The 25,122-nt window shown below is 56.5% G+C and carries 23 protein-coding genes and 1 pseudogene; 7 read left to right on the top strand and 17 right to left on the bottom strand.

What is annotated here, in order from left to right:
• Positions 1 to 39 precede the first annotated feature (39 nt).
• From AC13QE_RS29920 to AC13QE_RS29870, 11 genes are read right to left on the bottom strand one after another with little or no spacing between them, the layout of a single operon-like run.
• Positions 40 to 594, bottom strand: a complete 555-nt coding sequence (locus AC13QE_RS29920) for an NADPH-dependent FMN reductase (protein ID WP_488486460.1) — start codon at positions 592 to 594, stop codon at positions 40 to 42.
• A 28-nt stretch (positions 595 to 622) separates the two neighbouring features.
• Complete coding sequence (locus tag AC13QE_RS29915) at positions 623 to 1,453, bottom strand: fumarylacetoacetate hydrolase family protein (RefSeq protein ID WP_488486459.1); 831 nt, start codon at positions 1,451 to 1,453, stop codon at positions 623 to 625.
• A gap of 23 nt (positions 1,454 to 1,476) precedes the next feature.
• Positions 1,477 to 2,409 (bottom strand): VOC family protein, encoded by a 933-nt coding sequence (locus tag AC13QE_RS29910; RefSeq protein WP_488486458.1) that lies wholly within the window; start codon positions 2,407 to 2,409, stop codon positions 1,477 to 1,479.
• Positions 2,410 to 2,420: 11 nt separating this feature from the next.
• Positions 2,421 to 4,271: an AMP-binding protein gene (locus tag AC13QE_RS29905; RefSeq protein WP_488486457.1), complete on the bottom strand. Its 1,851-nt coding sequence runs from the start codon at positions 4,269 to 4,271 to the stop codon at positions 2,421 to 2,423.
• Between the two features lie 12 nt (positions 4,272 to 4,283).
• Positions 4,284 to 5,012, bottom strand: coding sequence for an ABC transporter ATP-binding protein (locus AC13QE_RS29900; RefSeq protein ID WP_488486456.1), 729 nt, complete (start codon positions 5,010 to 5,012; stop codon positions 4,284 to 4,286).
• Positions 5,005 to 5,733, bottom strand: coding sequence for an ABC transporter ATP-binding protein (locus AC13QE_RS29895; protein WP_488486455.1), 729 nt, complete (start codon positions 5,731 to 5,733; stop codon positions 5,005 to 5,007). Before AC13QE_RS29895 ends, AC13QE_RS29900 begins: the two co-directional genes overlap by 8 nt.
• Positions 5,730 to 6,665: a branched-chain amino acid ABC transporter permease gene (locus tag AC13QE_RS29890; RefSeq protein WP_488486454.1), complete on the bottom strand. Its 936-nt coding sequence runs from the start codon at positions 6,663 to 6,665 to the stop codon at positions 5,730 to 5,732. The genes AC13QE_RS29895 and AC13QE_RS29890 overlap by 4 nt, the downstream gene beginning before the upstream one ends.
• The gene (locus AC13QE_RS29885) at positions 6,662 to 7,540 is read right to left on the bottom strand and encodes a branched-chain amino acid ABC transporter permease (RefSeq protein ID WP_488486453.1); all 879 of its coding nucleotides are present in this window, start codon (positions 7,538 to 7,540) and stop codon (positions 6,662 to 6,664) included. Before AC13QE_RS29885 ends, AC13QE_RS29890 begins: the two co-directional genes overlap by 4 nt.
• A gap of 56 nt (positions 7,541 to 7,596) precedes the next feature.
• Entirely contained in the window at positions 7,597 to 8,856 is a 1,260-nt protein-coding gene (locus AC13QE_RS29880; protein ID WP_488486491.1) for an amino acid ABC transporter substrate-binding protein, read from the bottom strand.
• A gap of 26 nt (positions 8,857 to 8,882) precedes the next feature.
• Complete coding sequence (locus AC13QE_RS29875) at positions 8,883 to 9,737, bottom strand: NAD(P)-dependent oxidoreductase (protein ID WP_488486452.1); 855 nt, start codon at positions 9,735 to 9,737, stop codon at positions 8,883 to 8,885.
• A gap of 27 nt (positions 9,738 to 9,764) precedes the next feature.
• Complete coding sequence (locus AC13QE_RS29870) at positions 9,765 to 10,952, bottom strand: Gfo/Idh/MocA family protein (RefSeq protein ID WP_488486451.1); 1,188 nt, start codon at positions 10,950 to 10,952, stop codon at positions 9,765 to 9,767.
• On the opposite strand from AC13QE_RS29870, the gene AC13QE_RS29865 reads away from it, so the two are divergent.
• A complete protein-coding gene (locus AC13QE_RS29865) occupies positions 10,923 to 11,741 on the top strand; it encodes an NAD(P)-dependent oxidoreductase (protein WP_488486450.1) in 819 nt (272 codons plus the stop codon). The two genes, AC13QE_RS29870 and AC13QE_RS29865, sit on opposite strands and share 30 nt — an antisense overlap.
• Before the next feature lie 16 nt (positions 11,742 to 11,757).
• Here the strand turns inward: AC13QE_RS29865 and AC13QE_RS29860 are convergent, their stop codons facing one another.
• On the bottom strand, positions 11,758 to 12,411 hold the full coding sequence (locus AC13QE_RS29860) for a GntR family transcriptional regulator (protein ID WP_488486449.1): 654 nt from the start codon (positions 12,409 to 12,411) through the stop codon (positions 11,758 to 11,760).
• 159 nt (positions 12,412 to 12,570) lie between these two features.
• Between AC13QE_RS29860 and AC13QE_RS29855 the strand changes: the two genes are divergently transcribed.
• Genes AC13QE_RS29855 through scpA form a run of 4 tightly spaced genes read left to right on the top strand, consistent with a single transcriptional unit; the run spans position 12,571 to position 17,919 of the window.
• Positions 12,571 to 13,944: an amidohydrolase family protein gene (locus AC13QE_RS29855; protein ID WP_488486490.1), complete on the top strand. Its 1,374-nt coding sequence runs from the start codon at positions 12,571 to 12,573 to the stop codon at positions 13,942 to 13,944.
• Positions 13,945 to 13,982: 38 nt separating this feature from the next.
• A complete protein-coding gene (locus tag AC13QE_RS29850; protein WP_488486448.1) occupies positions 13,983 to 14,924 on the top strand; it encodes an alpha/beta fold hydrolase in 942 nt (313 codons plus the stop codon).
• A 50-nt stretch (positions 14,925 to 14,974) separates the two neighbouring features.
• A complete protein-coding gene (locus AC13QE_RS29845) occupies positions 14,975 to 15,769 on the top strand; it encodes a sulfite exporter TauE/SafE family protein (protein ID WP_488486447.1) in 795 nt (264 codons plus the stop codon).
• A 5-nt stretch (positions 15,770 to 15,774) separates the two neighbouring features.
• Positions 15,775 to 17,919 (top strand): methylmalonyl-CoA mutase, encoded by a 2,145-nt coding sequence (gene scpA, locus AC13QE_RS29840; RefSeq protein ID WP_488486446.1) that lies wholly within the window; start codon positions 15,775 to 15,777, stop codon positions 17,917 to 17,919.
• 253 nt (positions 17,920 to 18,172) lie between these two features.
• On the opposite strand, the gene AC13QE_RS29835 is transcribed toward scpA, so the two are convergent.
• The gene (locus tag AC13QE_RS29835) at positions 18,173 to 19,084 is read right to left on the bottom strand and encodes an AraC family transcriptional regulator (protein ID WP_488486445.1); all 912 of its coding nucleotides are present in this window, start codon (positions 19,082 to 19,084) and stop codon (positions 18,173 to 18,175) included.
• 61 nt (positions 19,085 to 19,145) lie between these two features.
• On the opposite strand from AC13QE_RS29835, the gene AC13QE_RS29830 reads away from it, so the two are divergent.
• Both AC13QE_RS29830 and AC13QE_RS29825 read left to right on the top strand, forming a co-directional pair.
• Positions 19,146 to 19,880, top strand: a complete 735-nt coding sequence (locus AC13QE_RS29830) for an SDR family oxidoreductase (RefSeq protein WP_488486444.1) — start codon at positions 19,146 to 19,148, stop codon at positions 19,878 to 19,880.
• 99 nt (positions 19,881 to 19,979) lie between these two features.
• Positions 19,980 to 20,462, top strand: a pseudogene (locus tag AC13QE_RS29825) (Tn3 family transposase); the annotation flags it as partial.
• 112 nt (positions 20,463 to 20,574) lie between these two features.
• Here AC13QE_RS29825 and AC13QE_RS29820 read toward each other — a convergent pair.
• From AC13QE_RS29820 to AC13QE_RS29805, 4 genes are all read right to left on the bottom strand, one after another.
• The gene (locus AC13QE_RS29820; RefSeq protein WP_488486443.1) at positions 20,575 to 21,573 is read right to left on the bottom strand and encodes an alpha/beta fold hydrolase; all 999 of its coding nucleotides are present in this window, start codon (positions 21,571 to 21,573) and stop codon (positions 20,575 to 20,577) included.
• Positions 21,574 to 21,667: 94 nt separating this feature from the next.
• A complete protein-coding gene (locus AC13QE_RS29815; RefSeq protein WP_488486442.1) occupies positions 21,668 to 22,222 on the bottom strand; it encodes a TetR/AcrR family transcriptional regulator in 555 nt (184 codons plus the stop codon).
• Positions 22,223 to 22,643: 421 nt separating this feature from the next.
• Positions 22,644 to 23,810: a M20 aminoacylase family protein gene (locus tag AC13QE_RS29810; RefSeq protein WP_488486441.1), complete on the bottom strand. Its 1,167-nt coding sequence runs from the start codon at positions 23,808 to 23,810 to the stop codon at positions 22,644 to 22,646.
• 344 nt (positions 23,811 to 24,154) lie between these two features.
• Entirely contained in the window at positions 24,155 to 24,904 is a 750-nt protein-coding gene (locus tag AC13QE_RS29805) for an SDR family NAD(P)-dependent oxidoreductase (RefSeq protein WP_488486440.1), read from the bottom strand.
• Positions 24,905 to 25,122 lie beyond the last annotated feature (218 nt).

The raw sequence follows: 25,122 nt of genomic DNA, 5'->3' as shown, positions 1-25,122 counted from the left end.
GCCTCGTCCGACATAGCTCGATCACCTTTTGGGCTTCAACTAAGCTGCCATCGGCGCCCTCGCTTCGATTAGGTCCTTCACGCCGTCGAGAAGGAAGTTAAGGACGGCGTTATCAATAAGCTCGCCATCAACAATCTTTTGATGAGCGAATGGTATGACGGCTTGCGGCCGAAGAACAATCCTTGCTTCGATCGCGAGCAATGTTTCGTTCAGTTGTGCATGGGCTCGCGCTCCGCCGACACCACCATGAGACGAAGAGATCGTCAGGACCGGCTTGCCTTTAAGGGCAGACTTACCATGCGGTCTCGACAACCAGTCCAGAGCATTTTTCAAGACGCCAGACAGGCCGTGATTATACTCGGGCGTTGCAATTATTAGACCGTCCGACGAGGCAGCGACCTGGCGCAACTCACGAACGACGGAGGGAGCCTCGCCTGCATCCAAATCTTGGTTGTAGAGAGGCACATCACCCAGTGGATAGATTTCGATGTCAGCAAGTTCCGAGGCTGATTTCCGCAAGGTGGACAATATTATGGAATTGCTCGATTCGCGGCGCAGGCTGCCGGAGATCGCAATAAACTTTGCACGAGACATAGGTTTACCTCACTTGTCATTTCGTCGATTAGGCGGATTTGTCAATCGCGTCAGCAATCGGGCTCGTCAGCAACCCGATGCCTTCGATCTCGATGTCGCAGCGATCACCGGGTTTGAGGAATACGGGCGGCTTTCTAGCGTATCCGACGCCAGCCGGCGTACCGGTGGCGATGATATCGCCCGGCTCGAGGGTCATAGCTTCGGAGAGAATTGCAACGAGTGTCGGAACATCGAAAATCATGTCGGCCGTGTCGCCGTCCTGCATCAGATTGCCATTGACGAACGAACGCACAGAAAGGCCCCTCGCGCCTGCCGGAAGCTCGTCCGGTGTCACAAGCGCAGGTCCCAGGGCGCCCGTCTGATCAAAGTTCTTCCCGACGGTCCATTGAGTCGACTTACGCTGATAGTCGCGGATCGAGCCATCATTGAAGCAGGTGTATCCAGCAACACAATCAAGCGCTACGTCGGCCGATACCCTCGTTGCTCTGCGACCAATGACGACGGCTAGTTCCGCCTCGAAATCGAGGAGTGCGGAAGACGCCGGACGCAGCAATGGTTGTCCGGGAGCTGCAAGCGACGTTGTTGCCCGCAGGAAGACCGCGGGATAATCCGGAATGGGATTGCCGCCTTCTTCAGCATGTTTACGGTAGTTCAAGCCAATGCAGATGACTTTTCCGGGCTTCGGGATTGGAGGCAAAAGTGAAAGCGCAGCGAGATCTCGCACATCGCCGGGTTGATGATCATTTTGCTTTTCGAGAAGATCGAATGCGGAAGACACTGTCGGATAAACCGTCACCTGCTTGTTCTCAAGAAGGCCGTACCGGACCTGACCGTTTTCCTCGAAGCTGACTATTTTCACGTTACACCTCTTTCGATGGTTTCTTACTGATTTGCGGCAAAAGCGGTCGCCTCATCGAACCAGCTTTTTGGCGGAACCTGCCAACCACCGATGCGGAATTCCGGCATGCGCCATTCAAGCGGCTGATCTTCGATATCGATCGTCTGGTAATGGCTTGGGAAGAGCTCGACGCGGTGGCCATCCGGATCGCGGACATACAGGAAACGAGCAAGACCCGGACTAAAGTGCCGCGCCGGCCCAAACTCCACATTGTCACCGAAACCCGCCCGCACGAAGTTGTCGGCGGCGACCATGAGGTAGCTGGTCTCAGGGACCATGTAAGCGACGTGATGAACCCTGCAGTCAAAGGAATCGGCAAAGACGATGTCGTGCGGATTTCCTTTTCTTTGCAAAAACACCATCATCGGCTCGTCCTGATTAGGCTTGAGGACATATTCGGAGAGCCTGAAGCCAATGGCGCAGTAGAAGTCCAAAGCGCTGCGGAGGCTCGGGGTAAGCACCTGAACGTGATCGAGACGTTGAACGGCCGCACCCCGATATTCCTCGACGTGGTGGAAGAGACGTGGTCTGGTTTCCATTGTCGCGCAGAACTCAAGCAGCGTCCCGGCAGGGTCGACTGTGTGCAATGTCTTGCTCTGGTGTTCGACCGTGACCCACTTCGTCGGTAACCCGCTTCTGGCAAAATGTGCCTCGGCAAGCTCAAGATCTTCCTCCGTGAGGACGCGCATCCCGACGCGCTCGCAAGCTGGTTCACCAGCCCTCAGAACGAGACTATGGTGGCAGCTTTCTTCAAGACCACGCAACCAGACGGTCGTGCTATCCTGGTCGCTGACAGTCATGCCAAGAAGATCGACGTAGAAGGTGCGGCTCTTCTCGAGATCTCGCACCCGATGAACGATGTGGCTGCTTCGGGTTATGTTGAAGGCCGGCTTATAGACAGGTCGGGGCAAATCCATCGTTGTTCTCCTCAGGCATTCGGCATCGAAAACAAGGACGCGTGCGTTTGACGAAGCAGCGCCTTTTGGACTTTACCCATGGCGTTTCGCGGCAGGTCGTCGATCACAAGGATCCGTTTAGGTCGCTTGAACGCCGCGAGTTGCTCAGCGACAGTGATCGTCATGGCGGCCGGATCGAGCTGCTGGCCGGGCTCGGCAACAACCACGGCAACGACGCCTTCTCCAAAGTCAGGGTGAGGAACACCAAAAACAGCGCTTTCAGCGACGCCCTCGATTGCATCGAGGATCAACTCAACTTCCTTGGGGTAAACGTTAAAGCCACCGGATATGATGAGATCCTTGGCTCTGCCAACAATGCGGATGTAGCCATCGGCATCTTCAGTCGCCACGTCACCGCTGACGAAGTAGCCATCTACCGTATGTTCCTCCGCGGTTTTTTCAGGATTCCTCCAATATCCCGAAAAGAGGTTCGGACCCTTGATCTGCAAGATGCCCGTTTCACCCACCGCGACCTCTTGCCCGTCCTCGCCGCAGATCCTGATACGGACGCCCGGCAGCGCGAAGCCGACCGTCCCGGCTCTACGTTCGCCCCCGTAAGGATTGGAGGTGACCATGAGAGCTTCGGTCATGCCGTAGCGTTCAAGGATGGTAAACCCTGTTCGGGTCTCAAACTCGCGAAACGTTGTTTCCAAAAGCGGAGCTGAGCCGCTGATGAATAGACGCATTGCGCTGCAAGTCCTCTCATCGAATTCAGGTTGTTCCAAGAGGCGTGTATAGAAGGTTGGGACACCCATGAAGACTGTCGACTTCGGCAGATCTTCCATGACTTTCGCCGCCTCGAACTTCTCATGGAAGAGCACTGTCGAGCCATTCAACAGCGCACCGTGAAGGGCGACGAACAGTCCGTGAGCATGAAAGATCGGAAGTGTATGAAGCAGGACATCGCCATCCCTCCAACCCCAGGCTTCATGGAGAACGAGCGCATTCGACGATAGGTTTCGATGCGTTAGAACCGCACCTTTCGAGCGGCCAGTCGTCCCCGACGTGTAGAGGATTGCTGCCGGATCATTGGGCGAGACAGGGGCGATGGTTGGATCGGGTGACATCGTAACCCACGGCTTTTCTGCCGCACCGGTAAAGAGAAGCTGTCTAAGCCCTGCAAACGCTACGGTTGACGCTGATGTTCCAGGGCTGGCAACAATCAGAGAAGGCTCGGCGTCTTCGATAAAGTAGGACACTTCCGCGCCCTGGTAGGCCGTATTGAGGGGCACGAATACCATCCCGGCCCTGACGCAACCGAGATAGAAGGCGGCGGCGGCGACCGATTTGTGGACCTGGGCGATTACCCGATCGCCAGGCTGCAGACCAAGCTTGCGCAGCCATGCAGCCACTCGGGCGGTTTCTGTCAGGAAGGCTCCGAACGTAAGCATCTCGCCGGATTGGGACACTAAGAACGGCTTCTCAGTTAGATCGTGATTGGCATTGGTCAGAATTGAAAAGAGATTATCCGCGGCTGATCTGGCGGGCGTAGCTGACCCAGCGGCAAGGTTGGATGCCAAGGACTGTTCCTCCGGAGAAATCTGGATTGCAACTCGCTGCGCAACGAGTGGACGCACGTGGTCTGCAATGAAGGCATGATGCAGTGGATGGGCCTGATAGGCCTGCCATCCTTCCTCGTCAGCAAAATCGGCGACCAGGAAATAGTCGCCATTGCCCTCGCGCAATCGGATATCTGCGCCGTGCTTTAGCGACTTGATATCGCCGATTTGGTTCGTCAACGCATCGAGCGCGCGGCTTAGATTTTCAATTGCCTCACTGCTGACACCGGCTTTCCAAGTGAAAATAACTGCATGTCTGATCATGATCTTCCTTCCCTAGCCGCCGAGATAAACTTGACGAACGACGTCATTGCCACCCATCGCCGTCATGTCTTCGCCCGAAAGCACGATTTCGCCGTGGGCGATGACATAAGCGTGGTCAGCGACTTCGGTCGCTTGGTGGAAGCTTTGCTCGGCCATCAAGATCGTGAGATTTCTCTCAGTCTTCAGCTGGCTGATTTGTTGTATGGTTTGCTTGACGATCGCAGGCGACAGGCCGACGGATGGTTCGTCGACAAGAAGTAATTTCGGTTCGCACATGATTGCGCGTGCAATCGCCACCATTTGCTGTTGCCCGCCACTCATCGTACCGACCAATTGGTCGCGGCGCTCTGCCAGAACAGGAAATGTCTCAAGGACGTCTGAGAGGTTTTTCGCCATCCGCGCACGAGCGTAAGGGCGAAAGGCGCCGAGCATCAGGTTTTCTTGTACCGACAGATTTCCAAACAGACGCCGACCTTCTGGAATAACAGCGATACCGAGATCGACGATTCGTTCGGTTGCTAAGCTATGTAGGTCATGACGTTCTCCCTCGGTCTCGAAAACGATCGAGCCGCTCCGTGCCTTGACTAATCCCAAAATCGCTTTGATCAGCGTCGACTTGCCATTGCCGTTGGTTCCGAGCAAAGCGACCATTTGTCCATGGGGAACGGTCAGTGAAACTTCGTGAAGAACCTGTACGGCTCCGTAGCCGGCCACGAGGTTCGAGATTGTCAAACTACTCACCGATATACGCCTTCTGAACCTGTGGATCTTTGACAATCATCTCCGGTGGCCCTTCGGCCACGAGATTGCCAGCCATGATGCATATGACACGCTGCGAGAAATGCATGATCGCACGCATGATGTGCTCGATCATGATGACGGCGATCCCTCGCTCACCGAGCTCAAAAAGCACTTTCAGGATCTCATCGACCTCCGAACTTGAGAGCCCCGCCATCGCTTCGTCTGAAATGAGGAGCTTCGGCCTTCCTGCGAGTGCCCTGGCGAGTTCAAGTTTGCGAAGCTCGATCTGCGAAAGCGCGAGGCAATCGCTATCTGCCCTTGCTTCCATTCCAATATTGGAAAGTATCTCCAACGCTTGGATCCGAAGGTCAGAACGTGTACCAGAACGCTCGGAGGCACCGAAGCTGAGCGGAACCAGCAGATTTTCGAGAACCGTCATCCCTTTAAACGGTTGCGGTATCTGGAATGTTCGGGCAATCCCTCTTTGAGCGCGACGATAAGCTTCAAAAGCAGTCACATCGCTCCCGTCGAAATGGATGTCTCCCGCATCGGGCTTCAAGCGGCCGGATATGCAGTTGATAAAGGTCGTTTTCCCCGATCCGTTCGGACCAATAATGCCAAGCCTTTCGCCCGCGTTAAGTTCGAGTGAGACAGCATTGACCGCGGTGAAGGCTCCGAAACGCTTGGTGATATTTTCCGCCTTGAGGAGTGCTTGTTTCATGCTGGCCTCCACTTTCGCAGGAGCGGATAGGCTCCGTTCGGCATCAGCACGACACTGAAGACGAGGATGAGGCCGAGGGCCAGCAGGTTGATGTGAGATGACGTCATGACGGTCAGCGCTTGTTGAACCAGCGACAAGACCACAGCTCCAAGGACTGGGCCGATCCAGGTCGACGTTCCGCCAAGCAGTGGCATCGCGAGTGCTGCAAGGCTGTAGTTCATATTGAACGCGGACGTCGGCTCGACATAGGACGAATAGAGGGCATAGGGAGCGCCAGCGACCGACATCAGTCCACCAGAGATCGATATTGCGATGAGCTTTGTCTTCAACGTTGGAACACCACAAGCTTCAGCGGCGATTTCACTGTCGCGAATTGCTGAGAGACCCCTGCCGAGCCAGGACGTTTCGATGCCGCGGGCGACCGCGACGCTACCGACGGCAAGCATGGCCATCACAAAAAAGAGGAAAGCCGTGTAGTCGCTAAATCCTGCGGGCGCTGCCGGCCGGATCACAGAAAGGCCACGAGCTCCACCGACATAGGACCAATTCAAGACAAGCGCTTCGATGATGACCGCGAGCGCCATTGTTGCAATCGAATAGTAGACCCCGCGAAGTCTCACTGAGAGGTAGGCGACAAAAAGCCCGAGCGCAGCGCCGACTATCGCGGCTGCCAAGATCTGAATGATGATCGGAGCATTGAAGGCCTGGGATGTGGCAACTGCGACATACGCACCAAGCCCGAAGAATCCTGACGTCCCGAAGTTGACATATCCGGCATAGCCGCCTGCAATGTTCCAGGCTGTTGCGAGAACGACAAACTGCAGGATGATGTACCCCGCGAACAGGAAATATTGATTGGGTGCCATGACCGTTGCACCATAAGCTGCGACGACGAACAAAAGACATCCAATAGGAAACATACGACGTATCATTGTGCCCTCCCGAAAAGGCCAGAGGGACGGAAAGCGAGCATGACGAGGACCAGCGAGAACGAGACTGCGGTAGCCCACGACGCTCCAAGCATGGTGAGGACCAACGATTCAGCTAGTCCGAGCAACAAACCCGCAATGTAGGTGCCGGAAATCGAACCCATCCCGGCGAGAACGACAACGGCAAAAGCCCGGCCGATATAAATTCGATCAACCGAGGGGGCGACCGGCCCGACGATGATCAGGAGCGCGCCCACGACTGCGGCCGATGCCAGAGAAATTCCAAACACGAGCTGGCGAACCCTGACCGGATTGATCGACAGCATCCGCAGTGCATCCTGATCCACGCCTGCTGCGCGCATCGCGCGCCCGCTCATCGTCCGTGTCTGAAAGATGTGCAGGCACAAAAGAAGGATAGATCCTCCGGCAAATGCCACGAGCATGCGATAAGGCAACCTGACTGGTCCCAGCGATATGGCTTTGCCGATATAGGCTGCTTTCACGCTTTGAAGATCGACCCCATAGGTCAACAACAAGGCGACTTCGATTAGGAAGGCCAAACCGAAAAACAGCGAGAAACTGCGCAATGGATCGGGAGTGCCCTTGAGTTCAAAAAAGCGCCGGTAAAGGCTGTAGAATCCGAAGCCAGCGGCGAAGAAAGGCGGTGCAAGAAGGAGGCCGGCGATGATCGGATCAAGGCCGAACGAATAATTCAAGCTGTGTACAATCAGGGCGGCCGCAACAACCAGAGCTGGATGGGCGAGGTTTGGGATTTCAAGTATTCCGAAGACCAGCGCCAGACCGCTTGCAATAGCGGCGTAAAACGCTCCAAGAAGCAATCCTGATGTTACGGCTATGAGTAGAAGATTTATAGACATGGCGATCTCGATCCAAAGAGGCGGAAGGCGGCACGCTTGAAGGGCGTGCCGGCGTCTCAGTTCTGCGCGTCTGCAAACGGCGTGACCACTTCGCCTGTCTTGAATGCCGGCGGGGCGACAACGACGGCTTTGCCAGGGCTTCGAAATTGCTCGATGCCGGATCCATCAACGCCCCGGTACTGGACCATGAGCATTCGGCTCTCGGTCCACTCTCCATTTGCTCCGTAACGGATCGGTCCAAGTATGGTGTTGACCTCGTTGCTGTGGAGCCAGTCGGACATGGCCTTCGGATCAACTCCTCGCGTGGCTTCGACAGCTGCCTGGATGACCTGCCCTGCCACATACCAATAAGGGGGCGTATAATGTCCAAGGGGATCAGTCTTGGCATCCGACCAACGCTTGGCGTAGGCATCTAGAAAGGCCTTGGCTTCAGGACGCAAGAGCTTTGGCTCAATCGAGAAGATATCGAAATTGACGATCCCGTTGAGCTGGCTTTGCAGGTTCTCCAGGACGCTTGCATTCTGGATGCCGACGAGTCCGCCGCCAAAGAGTTGAACACTGGAGGGCAAACCGATCTCGCCGATCCCTTGAACAATCGCGACGGATTCAGCCGGATAGGAACACACATACACAGCATCCGGCTCAAACCCTCGAAGCGACTGCAACAGTCCGCTGAAATCGGTCGTATTCGCGGGGTATCGTTGATCGAAGACGACCTCGATTCCATATTCCTTGGCCAGCAGACGGCCGCCTTCTGCAGCCGTCTGCTGGAACTCCGCATCCGTTGCCAAGATCGCAAGTTTCTTCAGACCTTTTTCGTGCACAAGGTCAAAGAATGCCTTATGGACGAAATGAGGCTCTGGCCCCCATGGACCAATCGCGAAATAGCGATCGTATTTTGCCTTGACGTTCAGACCAGTTGACACCATGCCAAAGAGAATCCGGCCTCTTTCCTGCGCAATAGGTACCGCTGGCAAGGCGACGTTGGCTCCGTAGGGAGACAGAAGAATGTCCACCTTGTCGATATCGATCAACTTGGCGTAGAGCGAGGGCACCTGGGCTGCGTTCGACTGGTCGTCGTATCCAACCAGCTCAACCTTGCGTCCAAGAATGCCCCCCTTCTGGTTGACCTCGTCGCGCCATATCTGAAGTGCCACAAGGCCCGGCCGGCCGCCGGCTGCAAGACCACCGGACTGGGCAACGCTAAAGCCGATCCGCAATGGCGGCGTGTCGGCCTTTGCGAAGGGGATCGGCGACAAGGCTGTCGCTGCCAAACTGGCCAAAGCCGTGGTATTGAATTCGCGTCTTGTAATCATGTTCAATCCTCCCGTGATTGTTCTCACTAATCGAGCCCCGCCATGTGCGCGACAACCTTGCCGCAGGCGACGTAGTCCTCTTCCGCGTAGCCTGCGTTTTCCGCTGCGATCATGATTTGGTCGACAGCACCTGCAAGAAGCAGTGGCACACCTGTGTGGCGGGCATGTTCATTGATGATTTTGAGATCCTTGCGCGTCTGGCTGACGGTGAACGTAGGGGCAAACTGGCCGTCAACTAGGCAGTTTGCCTTGAAAGCCAGATGGGGCGAGCCGATTGCGCTTTCCGCAATCGCCCGAGCGGCGGTGGATGCGTCGATCCCGCTCTTTCGCGCGAGAGCAATTGCTTCCGAGAGACTAAGGATGAGTGTGTCCACCATCAGGTTGACGGCCATTTTCATCACCCGTGCTTGTTCAGCCTCGCCAACCGTAACGATCTTCGAGGCGTAACAACTGATGAACGGGCGCGCTCGCTGAAGCACATCGTTAGCGCCCGAAACAAATGAGGTGAGGCTGCCATTGCTGGCTGCAGCAACGGTCCCGGATACGGGACCTCGAACGTAAGCAAGCCCCCCTCGCTCGGCATCTGCAGCGATCCGTTCCGAGGCTGAAACCGAAATCGTGCTCGTTTCGACAAGCAGCGTGCCCGGTTTTGCGACCGCTGACGCGGAACTGAGCGCCGAGATGGCCGCTTCGTCGTTCGGAAGCGACGATATGACAACGTCACAAGGCCGCGGCCGGTCCGTGGTCTTGAGCCCATTGATGCGTGCTAGCTCTAGCCGCTCGTCGGAAGTCTCGAGAACGACGACATTATGGCCTGAAAATGCAACGCGATCGCACATTGGGGCGCCGAGCTTGCCGTATCCAATCCAGAGAACGTCCATTACACACCTGTTTAAGATAAGCGGAGTTCAAAGCACCACGACGGCGCCACCGGCGGCGGATGAGGCGACAATTGCTTCGAAGATGGCAATGTTCGCCACGAGTTCGTCGCGTGTGAAGCGATAGCTGGCCTTGCCCGCGACAGCATCGGCCCAGGCATCGAGATTGGCCCGTGCTGCGTTTGCGGGTTTGAAGCTCTCGGTCTTTTCCTGACCGTCTTCCGTCTTGTAGTGAACGGTTGTCGGCAATCCGCTATCGACGTTGCCGGCTTCGGTAACCTCTACCCAGCCCTTGTCGCCAAACACGGTGAAGCGACCATAGAACGGCGTTGACGATATGCCTGTGAGTGTTGCGAATGCACCGGATTGAAACTCGATCTGTGCGGTCATGAAATCTTGGGCGGGAGGAATAAAAGCAAGGCTCTCGGAGCGCGCGTGCACCTGTTTTGCGGGTCCGGCGATCGTCACGAAGAGATCGGTCATGTGGATGCCCGGGCCGGTCATCAGGCCAGCCGGTGCGTTCTTCTTGCTAAAGCGCCAGTTGTCTTCCTGCAGCTTTTTGAACTGATTGTGGCTGATATTTGCATCAAGAGAGATTATACGTCCAAGAGCTCCAGACTTCGCAAGCTCCTGCGCCTTTTCATAGGCGGCCTCGAAGCGCCTTTCATGGCCGACACCGAGGATCATTCCAGCGCTTTCACAGGCCTCGATCATCCGCTCGGCACTTGCTTTCGTCATTGCTAGCGGCTTTTCGCAATAGACCTGTTTACCAGCAGCAATCGCCTGAAGAACCTGAGCCTCGTGGAGTGAATGGGGAGTAACGATCGCAATTGCGTCGACGTCTGGCGCGTTGATGACGCTATCGATGCCAGAGGCGATCCGAATCCCGAACTGTGCTGCGAAATCTGCCGCGCCCGGATCCGGGTCAACTCCATGAGTCACCTTGATCCGCGTACTCGTCTGCATCTCCTTGACGAGTTCGCGTCCCCACCAACCCAATCCGACTATAGCCAATCTCAGCACGATTGCCTCCCATAAAATCGCTAATCCAACTATCCTTTCAAGAAAAACGATATTTTTATTCATGTCAATAAATAAAATTATGATATGCCTTCGAGAGACAAATATCGACAATGGAGAGCGTTGATGCGTGTGGGCTTTATCGGACTTGGAGTCATGGGTCGCGGAATGGCTGAGAACCTCTTGCGTGCCGGGCATTTGCTAACGGTATTCAACCGCTCTCGCGAAAAATCACTCGCTCTCGAAGCGCTCGGAGCGAAGGTGGCCGATGATCCGAGACAGTGCGGCGAAGGCGACGCCCTATTCACGATGTTGATCAATGATGAAGCGGAAGAGGATATCGCCTTCCGGCAGGACCTCATCAACAGTGTGCCGGCGTCGACAACGCATGTTTGCTGCAGCACAATTGGCCACCGGACGGCACAGCGTTTAGCTGAGGAGCACCGGAAGAGAAATCGACATTTCATCAGCGCCCCAGTCTCTGGCCGCGGCGATATGGCGGCCTCCGGTACGCTTAATGTCTTGCTGGCTGGCCCGAGAAACGAAATAAACCGACTGCAACCGCTTTTTGACGCGATTGGAAAGCAGACCTTTTACTTCGGCGAGGAGCCGGCATTGGCCAACATAGCGAAGCTCGCGACGAACGCCCTGTTGGCCGCTAGCATCAAAGCCCTGGGCGAGAGCTTCGAGCTGGCGCAAGCCCACGGTGTAAGTAGCAGCGCCTTACTCGATTTTTTGACGACTACGCTCTTTGCCGCGCCTGTGTTCGAAATCTACGGACGGGTCCTTCTCGAAGAGAATTTCCGACCAGCCAATACATCGATGGCAACTGGTCTGAAGGATATGGAGCTCATTCTGGCAGCCGGAAAGGATGCTGATCTTACCTTACCGGTCTCAGTGCTTATACGCGACACATTGATGGATGCAGTGAACCACGGGCATGGCGCGATCGACTGGGCGGCGATGACAAGGATCCCATCCGGTTAATGCGGCCGTTTTTTCGCTACTCGAACGCGCTCCGGCTGAGATTCATTGTCCGGCTGTAATGGGACGTCAGAAGTTCGACTGCCTTGTCAGACTCTCCTTTCAAGGCGGCATCCAGTATCTCCTTATGCTCCTCCTGACCATCACGCAAAGACACTGCGTGAGCGATCTGGCGATAGCGAAACGCGTGATCGGCAAGCTGAGAAGCAAATCCAATCAAGGAGCGCGAGCGACATCCGGCAATAAGAGCGACGTGAAACTTCCTGTGCAAATCCTCCCATTCGGGATTGCCACTGCCATTGTCGAGCGTGCGTTGCACTCTTGACATACGATGATGCGCAAGCAGCAAGGATTCTTCCCAGTCGGCGGTTCGATGCAATATGGATTCGCGAAGCGCTAGGGCCTCTATCCAACATCGCGTCCTCGTCAGTTCCTCCAAATCTTCAAGGCTGATTGGAGCGACGAAGAAACCACGTTGATCCATTCGCTCGAGCAGGCCTTCTGCGGCAAGCCTCGTCAGTGCCTCCCTCACTGGCGAAGCGCCTACTTTGTAGTGTTCACAGACCCACTCTATGCGAACTTTGCTTCCCGGCTTGATCACGCCATGAAGAAGGTCGTTCCGAAGATCGTCGTAGACTGAGCTCGAAAGTGTGTTGCGTGAGGTAGAGGGCATCAGAGAGCACCGCTTTAAATCGATTTTTACGAGTCTCTACCATGAAAATCGAGAGAAGCAAATTATTACATAATCCTCCTGCCATAATCCAAAAATATCGATATTATGATTGACAGCAGAGTAAATAGCGATAAAAAAGGGCAAGTTCAGGAGGACGGAATGTCAGAAATACTTTGGAAAAATGCGATCATTCTCAGCCTCGACGAACGTGTCGGCGCATTCCGATCGGGAGATATCCTCGTCAGAGGCGACCGCATCGAGGCTTTAGGTGCGAGCATTGAGCCATCTGCGACTGCGACTGTTATCGACGCGCGTGGCAAGATCATCATCCCTGGTCTTGTCAATTGTCATATGCATACGTGGCAGACTGGCCTGAGGGGCCTGACGTCGAATTGGACGCTATTCGAGTATTTCAAGTGGGTCCATCGCGGGCTTGCCACGGCGTTCGAACCTGATGACATATATATCGCTACCCTGGCCGGCGCACTCGGTCAGATCAATGCCGGCGCGACAACGCTTGGGGACTGGTGTCACAACAATCCAAGCCCGGATCACACGGATGCCGCGATCAGGGGCTTGGTTGAAAGCGGAATCAGAGCGGTTTTTCTTCACGGCTCGCCGAAGCCTGATCCGAAACCGGGTCAACCCCACTTCTCCGAGATCCCGCATCCTCGCTCCGAAATCGAAAGGCTGCTCAGGGGATCACTGTCCGATCGCGATGGCTTAGTGACGCTTGGCATGGCGATCCTTGGCCCGCATTACTCGACGCTCGATGTCTCAATAGCCGATTTCGAATTGGCACGTGAGCACGATCTTGTCATTTCCATGCATTCAGGCGGCGGCGAGCCAAAAGCTCCCGGCGGGTGGGAGATACTAGACGCCAAAGGGCTCATCGGACCGAAAACAAATGTCGTTCATGGCAACGACCTGACAGACGCGCAGATAGTGCGTTTTGTCAAAGCGGGAGTGACCTTCACCGTCGCCCCCGAAAACGAGATGACGCAAGGACATGGCTGGCCAATTACGGGCCGAGTGTTGACGGCCGGAGGTCTTCCCTCGTTCGGTGTCGACATAGAATCATTGGTGTCGTCCGACATGTTCACGGTCGCGCGTATGGCTATTGCATGCCAGCGCGCAATCGACAATGACGCGTACCGGCAAGAGACTGGCGGAATTCCGGAATTTGCTTCTGTAACGACAAAGCAGGCTCTGGAATGGATTACGATTGGGGGAGCCAAGGCACTCGGGCTTGACGATCAGATTGGCACTTTGACGCCTGGCAAGCGGGCTGACCTCGTCGTCATCGACACCGGCGACTGGAACATGCATCCGGTCCATGACCCCTACTCCAGCGTGATAATGCAGGCAAATCCCAGCAACGTAGAGGCGGTAGTTGTTGGCGGAGAATTCCGCAAGCGGGATGGTAAGATGCTTCGGAGCGATACCGACCGCGTGCGATCGCATCTTGCAGCATCTGGAAGCCGCATCGTCTCTAGTCTCGGCATCCCCACGCAGATTGGCGATCAAGGCTAGGCCGTTCACCCAGTTTCATTTTAGGCGAAGAGGTCCAGATGACTGAAAGCACCAAATCCCCATCCCTCGTTTCGACTGCGGTTTCCGCCCCGCCACCATCGCGTCCCGAACCGCGTCTTCCGGGCTTCGAACACCGCTTCGCCAATGTCGGCGGCATTCGCCTTCATTATGTCATCGGAGGACGTGCGGAAGGTCCGGTAGTGGTCTTCATCGCCGGGTTTCCGGAGAGCTGGTATGCGTGGCGGAAAATTATGCCGTCGCTAGCAGATCAATATAGATTGATTGCCCTCGACTTGCCTGGCCAAGGCGATTCCGATCGACCAGCCGATGGCTATGATACGCAAGAGATCGCCACCAAGGTCCATGACTTCCTGCATCTCCTCGGTATCGAATCGTATTTCCTGGTCGGGCACGATGTAGGAGCGTGGGTCGCCTTTCCGTATGCAGCGCTATTCGGCGATGAAGTGAAGCGCCTTGTTCTGATGGATGCGGGCATTCCCGGCATTACACTTCCTGATTTCGCTCCGACGGGCGCAGAGCGCGGCTGGAGAACTTGGCATTTTTCTTTCCATCTTATCCCGGATCTACCGGAGGCGCTGATTGGCGGCCGTGAAAAGACCTACCTCGACTGGTTCTTGCGCCGCAAAGCAGCCAATCCGGAGAGCTTTTCCGATGAGGATCTCGCGGAATACGTGCGAATTTTCGCCAAGGACGGTGGCTTGCGCTCGGGCTTGGCATTTTACCGTGCGGCAGCGAAGTCGGCGGTACAAAACAAAACTTTGATGGCTGGCCGCAAACTGGCGATGCCTACGCTTGCCATCAGTGCTGATCAGGGCTCTATTCCAGACATGGCGACCGCTTTGGAACCCTTTTTCGAGACAATCGAGGGGCGGCGGATCGAAAACTGCGGGCATTTCATTCCGGAAGAACAACCTTCGGCGACTATTGGCGAGCTGCTCCGGTTTTTCCAGACTGAGTAGGTGGCTTACCTCACCGGCCGGTTCAAAAATCCTCAAGAAAGAACATTGTGATGAACCTCGTTTTCCCGAGCGTCGTCTTTCTCGTCGCTGGCTCTCTCGGTGGCATGCTGTTAGGTCTTATCGGCGTTGGTACGGCACTGATCGCTGTGCCCTTGATGATCATTTTTTTACCTATGTTCAACATCGATCCCACATCTGCGCCGCTGACCGCACTCGCCACATCGATGGCGATCGTATCCGTGGGGTCAGTGTCTTCGATCATTTCCCACCATCGGATGGGGAATGTCGACTGGTCGACCGTCAAGACGACCGTTCCCTTCAGCATTGCAGGTGTCATTGCTGGAGGCCTGGTCGCCAGCAGATTGTCCGGCGACGTGCTGAGATGGATACTTTTTGCTTTCATGGTCTTCATAGCCGTTAGAATGCTTTGGCCATCAAAGCCACAGACCGACGGTCACAGTGTCAACAAGCTTCAGTTCAGGATTGCCGGGTTTCTGATCGGATGTGCGGGAAGCCTCATTGGTGCGGGAGGAGGCATTTTTATGGTTCCCTTCCTCAATCATCGAGGTTTCCTGATGAAGGTCGCGGTTGCAACGTCCACGACGATCGGCCTGCCTGTTACCGTCGTCGGAGCCCTTTTCTACGCTCTGCAATCACCACCCGAGGCGGGCGGCTATATGCTCGGCTATATTTTCCTTCCGGCATTCGTCGGCATCAGCCTTGGAACGATTTTAGGGGCACCATTAGGAGCACGACTTGCATCTCGTGTTCCGGCAACGGCCCTGAAACGCGTTTTCGGAGTGTTCCTGATTTTGCTGGCCGTAAAGCTGGTTTGGAATGGGTAGCGCAGATGGCAACTTACAAGTTGGATGATTGGTCGGCTCTGGCCGAGAAGGAACTGAAAGCCTCGTCAGACACGCTTCTTTGGCGCACGCCTGAAGGCATCGACGTCAAGCCGCTCTATACGACCGAGGATCTTTCCACCACTACGCATCTTGATAGCCTGCCGGGCTTTGCACCATTCACCCGCGGGCCACGGGCAACGATGTATGCCGGCCGCCCCTGGACGATCCGGCAATATGCCGGTTTTTCGACCGCCGAAGCCTCTAATGCCTTCTACCGCAAGGCGCTTGCTGCCGGTCAGCAGGGCGTCTCCGTCGCCTTCGATCTCGCCACCCATCGCGGCTACGATTCCGATCATCCGCGCGTCGAAGGTGATGTCGGCAAGGCGGGCGTGGCAATCGACAGTGTCGAGGACATGAAGATCCTGTTCGATGGCATTCCGCTCGAGAAGATCTCGGTGTCGATGACGATGAACGGTGCGGTGATCCCGATCCTTGCCTCCTTTATCGTCGCCGGGGAGGAGCAGGGCGTTTCGCGGGCGGCCCTGTCCGGGACCATCCAGAACGACGTCCTCAAGGAGTTCATGGTCCGCAACACCTATATCTATCCGCCTGAACCCTCGATGCGCATCGTTGCCGATATCATCGAATATACGTCAAAGGAGATGCCGAAATTCAATTCGATATCGATCTCCGGCTATCACATGCAGGAGGCCGGCGCGACGCTGGTGCAGGAGCTCGCCTTCACGCTGGCCGATGGCCGCGAATATGTGCGCGCCGCCCTCGCCAAGGGTCTCGATGTCGACGAATTCGCCGGGCGTCTGTCGTTCTTCTTTGCCATCGGCATGAACTTCTTCATGGAGGCGGCCAAGCTGCGCGCCGCCCGCCTGCTGTGGACGACGATCATGGAGGAATTCCAGCCGAAGAAGGCCTCGTCGCTGATGCTACGCACCCACTGCCAGACGTCAGGCGTGTCGTTGCAAGAGCAGGATCCTTATAACAACATCATCCGCACCGCCTTCGAGGCGATGTCGGCGGTGCTTGGCGGCACGCAGTCGCTGCACACCAATTCCTTCGACGAGGCGATCGCGTTGCCGACGGAATTCTCGGCGCGCATTGCCCGCAACACGCAGCTGATCCTGCAGCACGAGACGGGCGTCACCAAGGTCGTCGATCCCCTGGCGGGCTCCTATTACGTCGAGAGCCTCACCAAGGAGTTGGCCGACAAGGCCTGGGCGCTGATCGAGGAGGTCGAAGCGCTTGGCGGCATGACCAACGCCGTCAACGAAGGCCTGCCGAAGCGGCTGATCGAGCAGGCGGCAACGCGCCGTCAGGCGGCCGTCGATAAGGGCGACGAGGTGATCGTCGGCGTCAACAGGTACCGGCTGGAAACCGAGGAAGAGATCGACATCCTGGCGATCGACAATGCCGCCGTTCGTACCGCGCAGGTCAAACGCATCGAGGCTACGCGGCGGCGCCGCGACAGCGCCAGGGTGGCCGAGACGCTGAAATCCCTTGCAGACATCGCCCGCAGCGGAAAGGGAAACCTGCTTGCCGCCGCTGTCGAGGCAGCGCGGGCACGCGCCACCGTCGGTGAAATCTCCGATGCGATGCGCGCGTCCTTTGGCGATCATGCGGCGGTACCCGAGGTCATCAGGGACGTCTACGGCGAGGCGTACCGCGATCAGCCGGAGCTTGCCGTGCTGAAGGGTCGCATTGCGGATGTAACGCAGAGCCTCGGGCGCAAGCCGAAGATCATGGTTGCCAAGCTCGGCCAAGACGGCCACGACCGCGGTGCGAAAGTCATCTCTTCGGCCTTCGGCGATGTCGGCTTCGACGTGCTGGCCGGCCCGCTATTCCAGACGCCTGACGAGGCGGCCGGCATGGCGGTTGGCGAGAAGGTCAACGTTATCGGTGTCTCGTCGCTGGCGGCAGGTCACAAGACGCTGCTGCCGCAGCTGGTGGAGGCGCTGAAGGCAAAGGGCGGTGGCGACGTCATCGTCGTCTGCGGCGGGGTCATTCCGCGCCAGGACTACCAGTTCCTGACCGACCACGGTGTGGCCGCCGTCTTCGGCCCCGGGACCAACGTGCTGGATGCCGCCTCTGTCATCATCGACCTCCTGGAAGGAAAACGTCGTAACGCCGTGAACTGATCTCGATGACACGATGGGCGCAGCCGGAGGAGATCTCTCGCGCTCCGGTTTTTTGGCATCTGATGGGGCTGTGTTCATCACAGGTGCATGATTGCAGTCGACGCCAGATTGCCCCACGCTAACGTGATCGTCTGAAGAGCACGGTTCCTCCTAGAGGTGTTCTCGTCGCAAACAAGAAGAGGGGGCCTGAGTAGCAACGGAACAGAAAACCTACATGAAGTCGTGCTAGCACTTCGTCAGATAGGCCCTCGAATCAAGCTGTGTGCTGCCGTGGTGCCTCACCAAAGGTTCGACGAAAAGCGTGGCCAAACGCACTCTGAGATGTGTAGCCGACGCTCGCCGCCACCTCTCCGACGTTAGAATGACGTTCAGTCAACGCGACGCGCGCGCGTGTCATCCGCCATTTGCTCATATACGCGAATGGTGCTTGTCCCAAGCGGCGGGTAAAGGCGGAAGAGAAGGCCGCCCGTGACATGCCCGCCTCAGTGGCCAGATCGGCAACTGTCCAGGGCCGTGCGATATCGCTATGAAAGCATTGGATTGCCCGCCCGATACGTGGGTCCGCCAGCGCGCCAAGCCAGCCGCTGGTCGTGTCGAAAGCCGACGCGAAAGTCCGGATAGCATGGATCATAAGAACCTCCGCTAACCTGGCTGTCACAATCTCCCGTCCCATAGAATTCTGCTCTGCCTCCGCGTCCAACAAACCCAGAAGCGCTGTGATCGTTGCCGCTCCCGTCGACATGGCAGAGACGTGCATGAACGCCGGCAGCATATCGAGAAGGAAAGCAGCGCTGCCGGGCGCAAAGGATATTCCGCCGCCGAGCGTCACCGTGTCATCACCCCGCAAGCGAACAAGATCATTCCCTTCGGCGAACAAGGGCGAACCGTCGATCGGCGCCAGCGCGGGATTACTCGCGATCACGTAGGTCGTACGGCCGATCAAGCAGCAGTCGCCCGCTTCGATGCGCTGGGGAGCGGTATCGGGCAGCAGGAGCCAGCCTGCTCCACGCAGCACTGCGACGAATTTCAGGCGCTCGAGCGCTGGAAATGCCAACGCCCAATCACCCGAGCCTTCGAAGCGAGTCCTTCGCGTTGCTCGTGCATCGAGTACAGTGAGCACATCTGATAGAGGATCGAGAATTCCAGACGATTGCGATAAATTCATAGCGTATCAAGCATAGTACGTCTTGCCCTCTTTTTCTATAGTCACGTGGAAGGAGACCAAAATGACCATAGCAGGCAAAGTAATAGTGATCACAGGCGCCAGCAGCGGCATCGGCCGCGCGACCGCAGTTCTTCTGGCTGAGGCGGGCGCGAACGTGGTGCTTGGTGCGCGGCGCGAAGATGTCCTCGCGGAAGTTGCCCGTGACATCTCTGCTGTCGGCGGCAATGTCGCCTACAATGTGACCGACGTGCGCGTTCGTGCCGATCTCGAGGCGCTCGTGGCACTCGCGGTTAAGCGCTGGGGCAGGCTGGATGTCATCGTCAATAATGCCGGCATCAGCCCGCTTTCGCGTTTTGATGCCCTGCAGGTCGAAGACTGGGACGCGATGATCGACGTAAATCTGCGCGGTACGCTCTACGGTATCGCTGCTGCGCTGCCGGTCTTCACACGCCAGCGCAGCGGGCACGTCATCAATGTGGTATCAACAGCCGGCATCAAGATTGTGCCGACGATGGGCGTCTATGCCGCGACCAAGAATGCAGTACGAACGATCACCGAGACCCTACGGCAGGAAGCGGGACCGCATCTACGAGTGACCGAGGTGTCGCCAGGGATGATTGCGACCAATCTTACCGACTCGTTTACCGACACGGCCGTCAGAGACGCAGTCGCTGCTCGGATTGGCGAGATCGCCATCCCGCCTGCCGCGATCGCCCGCGGCATCGCCTACGCGATCGATCAGCCCGACGACGTGGACGTGGGTAGCATTGTCATCCGGCCTACGGCGCAGGATTGAGCTGCCCCGCCCTGGGACTCGCTTCCTATCTTTGAACTAAGGCTTCGGTGCGACGCTGGCAAGTCGAGCTTTCGCGCGGATCGTTCCAACAAACCCCGTTCCCTCAAGCTCGGCGTCGTCCAGGCCGCAGGCCTCACCCGGACCCTGCAGACCAATGACCGGCCAACCCGTCTCGCTCGCGCCCTGCAGGAACTCGGCCGCCTTATCAAGACGCTCTACCTCCTGCGCTTCATCGATGATGAAAGCTATAGACGCCGTATCCTCGTCCAGCTCAATCGCGGTGAAGATCGCCACCAGCTCGCCCGCGTCATTTTCCATGGAAAGCGCGGCGAACTACGCCAGCGCTATCGCGAGGGACAGGAAGATCAGCCTGGCGCACTCGGCCTGGTCGTCAATCTCGTCGTACTCTGGAATACGATCTACATGGATGCCGCCATCGACCAGCTTGTGGCTGAGGGCTATGAGATCAGGCCGGAGGATGTCGCGCGCCTGTCGCCTCTCAACTTCCGCCACATCAACATGCTTGGTCGGTATGGCTTCACCCTCCCTGAATTCGTGGCCCGCGGCGAGCTCAGGCCGCTCCGCTATCCGAAAACTGCCGATCCAGACGACGAGCCGTGGATTCCTTATGTAGGTTTTCTGTTCCGTTGCTACTCAGACCCCAAGAGCGCCTAGGAGGAACCGATAATTGCGTCTACTTCCCCTGCCAGAAATCAGTTACGGCCTTAGCATATTCGTCACCACATTCCTCTGGGACATAATGGCCACATCCTTCCAGGACGACACCATGTACGCTCTTTCCGAGTAGACTTATGTTTTTTTCCATGGCGGCCCCAAGGCTGCCGGAGCCTGAAATCGTCAGGATCGGCATTTCGAGTTTCGCAGACATGCGTATCTTCGCCTGAGAGAGCCCATTATCGCTGAATGCCTGGCGATAGTATTCGAAGCCGGCGCGTGCAGCGCCCGGCGCAGAGAACACCCTTACATATTCATCCAGAGCCGCCGTGCCCATCGTCCATGGCCGGACAGACTTGTTGGCGAAGAGCCAGGTAAGATAGGCGCGCTCATGACCTGCGACCAGCATCTCGGGAAGGTCGTTGAGGCGGTTGAAGCCGAAATGCCACGATTTAACGTTTTGAGCATCGCTGGGAATCGTGGCAGCCGGTGGGGTGCCGGGGATCAGTGCTTCGCTCAAAACAAGACGACGAACATCCTTCGGATAAGCAGTCGCATGGGCATAAGCAATCCAAGTTCCGACGTCATGCGAGACAATGTCGACGCCACCGTTTTGAGCAAGACCAGCTTCTTTAATGAAAGCATGAATGTCGTCCGAGGCGGTCGTAAGGTCGTAGCCGGTCGAAGGCTTATCACTATCGCCGAAACCACGTGGATCGAGCGCGTAGACTTTTCGACCGGAAGCCACCAGGTCTTTCATAACATAACGCCACGCATACCAGCTTTCGGGCCAGCCGGGGATAAGAATGACCGGATCCCCCTGTCCCGCCGTAACATAGTGAAGACGCGTTCCGTTCGCGACAACAGATTGGTCCGAAAATCCGAAGGTCGAGGCAATCGAAAGCGCGTTTAATGCCTCGGAGGCAGAAGCTGGCATTAGCCCGGACGCTAGGATCGCCCCCGTTGCGGCCATGCTGATGCCTGCTTGTCGGAGGCTGTTGTACATCGAGTTCATCATCGATCTATCCTTTCGATTTGATGATAAAGAGATAAATAGCGAATGATCGCTCCCTATTTAGGCATGCCGAACAGGACGCCGCTGCATTTGGCGATCAAAGGAAAGACATGACCTGCGTGACGGATGCTCTCATCTCGGCCCGTGTTCTGCCGACTTTACCAACCACACGAAAGCCTTGTGTAAGACAAAGTAAGGTATTGGCCGTAGTGACCGGATCAAGCAATTTTACCAGCGACCCATCCGCTTGTCCGAGTTTGACCAAGTCTCGGAAAAGCCTTTCCATGCGGAGGCCTGCTTGAGTCACCCTGGACGCGATTTCAGGATCGAGCGTCGTCACGTCCATCGTGCTGCCTACCACCAAACACCCGACTTTGCCTTCCGCCCCGTGAGATGTCTCTGCCAGAAAGAGCAGCGCTGTTTGGAGCTTGCTTCTTCCTGTCCCTTGTTCCTGCAATGCTTTTTCAAGCGCTTCGTGACGGACTTGGGTATAACGATCGAATACCGCTAGAAAGATCTCTCGCTTGTCTTTGAACGCCTTGTAGATACTTCCGGGAGTCAATCGCATCGCGGATCCAAGATCTGTCAACGACGTGGCGTGATACCCGCGTTCTCGAAACACCAGCATGGCTGCGTCGAGAGCACTTTCCATGTCGAATTCGCGAGGACGCCCCCTCGGACGGTCAGCGGGTTTTGAAATGTTCTTCATGATTCATAATTAGGGGATGATTGCTCCCTAATCAAGCCCCCCTTCGCCATATACGGCGAGCGACTCCATCCGAGTGATTGATAACTCGATGTTTTGCTGAAAAAGAAAGATGCGAAGTCAAACCCCGCCGTTGTCAATCAAAGACCGGTCCGGCAGACATGCTCGGATACCGCTGTGACGTTGGAGCATTTTCGCGCGCGAGGGCACGGGAAGCTCTTTGCAACTTTAGCGGGGAAATATATCTTCCCGACGGGTGTCGCCTTCTGAGAATGACCGCATCATAGATCTTGGCAAACGCTGCGCCATGATGGAGAGAACCTGCCATATCAAGCAAAAATGTTTTTTTGCCGCAGAGCCCGCTTCGTTACATTCCGTTTGCATAAAGCCGCTTCTCGACCACCCGGGCCAGAAGGCTCGCGCCGATCGGCAGGATGCCGTCATCGAGATGGAAGGCAGGATTGTGTAACTGTACCGTGCCACCATGGCTGAGGGTGCAATAGACGCCCGGAATCTGCTGCAGCATATCAGCGAAATCCTCGCTGCCCATAACAGGCTCGTCTTTGATATAGACGTTTGAATCGCCGACGACATCGCGCGCGGCGTCAGCGAAACTATCCACCAGATCCTCGGTATTGGTCAGGACGTCGAAGACATTGCGAATATTAGTTTTGACTTCGACGTCGAAAGTCGAGGCAATGCCTGTGGCGATCGCGCGCATTCGCTTGCGGATCTGCTCGTTCACGGACCTGTCGAGATATCGGACCGTGCCCGAGATCGTCGCTTCCTCCGGCACGACATTATAGGCTGATCCGGCATGGATTTGGGTTACCGAGAGGACCGCGGCGCGCAACGGAGAGATATTTCGCGACACGATCGATTGTAGTGCCGAAACGAGTTGCGTTGCGGCGATGATCGGATCCTTCGCTAATTCTGGACGCGCGCCGTGGCTGCCTCGTCCGGTGATACGGATGTCGAAGAAATCTGCGCCCGCCATGGCGGCTCCCGGTTTGATCCCCACGCGGTAGGGCTCCTCGTCCGGAGAATTGTGAAGTGCGTAAATCTCGTCGCAAGGGAAACGCTCGAAAAGTCCGTCCGCGAGCATGGCGCGGGCGCCTCCACATCCTTCCTCGCCAGGCTGGAAAATGAAGATGACGGTGCCGTCGAAATCACGCGTCTCCGCCAGATAGCGAGCGGCACCGAGCAGCATGGTCGTGTGTCCGTCGTGGCCGCATCCGTGGAAGCGGTTGGCGATCTTCGATGCGTAAGGCAGGTTGGTGCGCTCTTCCATCGGCAGGGCGTCCATGTCGGCGCGCAGCCCGATCGTGCGCCCTTCGCCCTTGCCGCGCAAAACACCTACGACGCCTGTCGTGCCGATTCCCGTATGGACTTCGATCCCCCAACTCTCCAGTTTTACAGCGACGATGCCGGAGGTGCGGATCTCTTCGAAACCGATTTCGGGATGCTGATGGAAATCGCGCCGCATCGTGGTCAGTTCGTCGCTCCACGAGGCAATTCTTTCGATGGTCGGCATGACTTCAAATCCGTGGATGAATGGTGATTGGATAGCTCGCCCCGCCGTGCGGGCCGATAAGATGGTGGCGGCAGATGATCTTGCCGCCTCGATGCTTGCCGTTGGCTGGCCTTAAGCTGTGCACTGATCCAGCGCCTGACGTTTGCAAAATCCCAGTGCTGCCGCGAGGCCGGCATCGTTCACGTCTCGCGTATATGCATACGTCAGGCTGGTCAGGACTTCGTAGCCCGTCGCATGCAATAATCAATCACAACGCCTCGTCGGGCCTTGAACATTGCGATATAAATCACGATTAAGGTTATCAGCGCGCTTTCCGTATTAGCTTTTTTGCAGCCCTCTCTACTTCAGTAAAGCGCGCCAGCCGATCTGAATCCACCATCGATCGTGAGCGTCTCGCCGGTTATGAACCTGGCCTCGTTCGAAAGCAGAAATGCTGCGCCACCAGCAATTTCCTCGACAGTGCCGTAACGCGCCATTGGTATTGCCGCTTCATAGGCTGCGCGAAAGGCAGGGGAATGTTGCTCCTTCGCCAGAATTGTGTCTATAGGACCAGGTGCGATCGTATTCGCGGTGATGTTTTCTGTGGCCATATCGACTGCAATACCTTCGACGAGCGCTGCGAGACCTGCCTTTGAAGCGCCATAGATCGATGTACCTCGACCATGCCGCGTGGCTGCGATGGAGCCGATCGACAAAATAGAGCCGCCCCTAGCATTCTTGCGAAGGTAGCCAATCGCTTCGTGAAAGCAGTGATAGGCACCAGAAAAATTCACAGCCATGACGTTTGACCACTCGTCAGGGCGTGAATCAGGAAACAGCTTGTGCCGGGCGATGCCGGAACAATAGATGATCGCTCCCATGCCTTTAAGGACGTCCGCAGCCTTCGCGAAAGATGTTTTGATCGAAGCGACATCGACAACATCCAGCTTCAGGGCGCTGGCTGCTGAGAGCTGGCCACTGATATGCGCCGCTCTTTGTTCGTCCAAGTCGGCAATAACAAGGTGGGCTCCCATTCTGTCGAGGCGACGCGCAATTGCTTCTCCGATTGCCCCGGCTCCGCCAACGACCATGATCCGTTTGTCGAACAGTTCCAATCACAATCCTCCCTTGTGCAGTGCCTCCCCAATTCGGATCAATCGGATCCGGTTTACGTTTAGGAAGACATCGAGTTATGGGCTCTGCCCCAACCAGTTCTCATGCGGATGACAGTACGCATTTCTGACCATCTTTTCAATAATGAAAGGTATCTCATTTTTAAACCGCGTTGACTATTTGCGGCCAAATATGAGAGACCTGTCGGAAATATGCGAGG

The organism is Martinezella sp. CNPSo 3957 (assembly GCF_057784395.1).
The sequence above is the reverse complement of the archived record's forward strand: the minus strand, read 5'-3'. Positions and strand labels throughout refer to the sequence as shown.

What these genes read in the sequence shown, in the direction of transcription:
- AC13QE_RS29920 (WP_488486460.1), bottom strand. Translation starts at nt 594, where the DNA reads ATGTCTCGTGCAAAGTTTATTGCGATCTCCGGCAGCCTGCGCCGCGAA.
- AC13QE_RS29910 (WP_488486458.1), bottom strand. Translation starts at nt 2,409, where the DNA reads ATGGATTTGCCCCGACCTGTCTATAAGCCGGCCTTCAACATAACCCGA.
- AC13QE_RS29905 (WP_488486457.1), bottom strand. Translation starts at nt 4,271, where the DNA reads ATGATCAGACATGCAGTTATTTTCACTTGGAAAGCCGGTGTCAGCAGT.
- AC13QE_RS29895 (WP_488486455.1), bottom strand. Translation starts at nt 5,733, where the DNA reads ATGAAACAAGCACTCCTCAAGGCGGAAAATATCACCAAGCGTTTCGGA.
- AC13QE_RS29890 (WP_488486454.1), bottom strand. Translation starts at nt 6,665, where the DNA reads ATGATACGTCGTATGTTTCCTATTGGATGTCTTTTGTTCGTCGTCGCA.
- AC13QE_RS29885 (WP_488486453.1), bottom strand. Translation starts at nt 7,540, where the DNA reads ATGTCTATAAATCTTCTACTCATAGCCGTAACATCAGGATTGCTTCTT.
- AC13QE_RS29880 (WP_488486491.1), bottom strand. Translation starts at nt 8,856, where the DNA reads ATGATTACAAGACGCGAATTCAATACCACGGCTTTGGCCAGTTTGGCA.
- AC13QE_RS29875 (WP_488486452.1), bottom strand. Translation starts at nt 9,737, where the DNA reads ATGGACGTTCTCTGGATTGGATACGGCAAGCTCGGCGCCCCAATGTGC.
- AC13QE_RS29865 (WP_488486450.1), top strand. Translation starts at nt 10,923, where the DNA reads ATGGCTGAGAACCTCTTGCGTGCCGGGCATTTGCTAACGGTATTCAAC.
- AC13QE_RS29870 (WP_488486451.1), bottom strand. Translation starts at nt 10,952, where the DNA reads ATGCCCGGCACGCAAGAGGTTCTCAGCCATTCCGCGACCCATGACTCC.
- AC13QE_RS29860 (WP_488486449.1), bottom strand. Translation starts at nt 12,411, where the DNA reads ATGCCCTCTACCTCACGCAACACACTTTCGAGCTCAGTCTACGACGAT.
- AC13QE_RS29855 (WP_488486490.1), top strand. Translation starts at nt 12,571, where the DNA reads ATGTCAGAAATACTTTGGAAAAATGCGATCATTCTCAGCCTCGACGAA.
- AC13QE_RS29850 (WP_488486448.1), top strand. Translation starts at nt 13,983, where the DNA reads ATGACTGAAAGCACCAAATCCCCATCCCTCGTTTCGACTGCGGTTTCC.
- AC13QE_RS29845 (WP_488486447.1), top strand. Translation starts at nt 14,975, where the DNA reads ATGAACCTCGTTTTCCCGAGCGTCGTCTTTCTCGTCGCTGGCTCTCTC.
- scpA (WP_488486446.1), top strand. Translation starts at nt 15,775, where the DNA reads ATGGCAACTTACAAGTTGGATGATTGGTCGGCTCTGGCCGAGAAGGAA.
- AC13QE_RS29835 (WP_488486445.1), bottom strand. Translation starts at nt 19,084, where the DNA reads ATGAATTTATCGCAATCGTCTGGAATTCTCGATCCTCTATCAGATGTG.
- AC13QE_RS29830 (WP_488486444.1), top strand. Translation starts at nt 19,146, where the DNA reads ATGACCATAGCAGGCAAAGTAATAGTGATCACAGGCGCCAGCAGCGGC.
- AC13QE_RS29820 (WP_488486443.1), bottom strand. Translation starts at nt 21,573, where the DNA reads ATGATGAACTCGATGTACAACAGCCTCCGACAAGCAGGCATCAGCATG.
- AC13QE_RS29815 (WP_488486442.1), bottom strand. Translation starts at nt 22,222, where the DNA reads ATGGAAAGTGCTCTCGACGCAGCCATGCTGGTGTTTCGAGAACGCGGG.
- AC13QE_RS29810 (WP_488486441.1), bottom strand. Translation starts at nt 23,810, where the DNA reads ATGCCGACCATCGAAAGAATTGCCTCGTGGAGCGACGAACTGACCACG.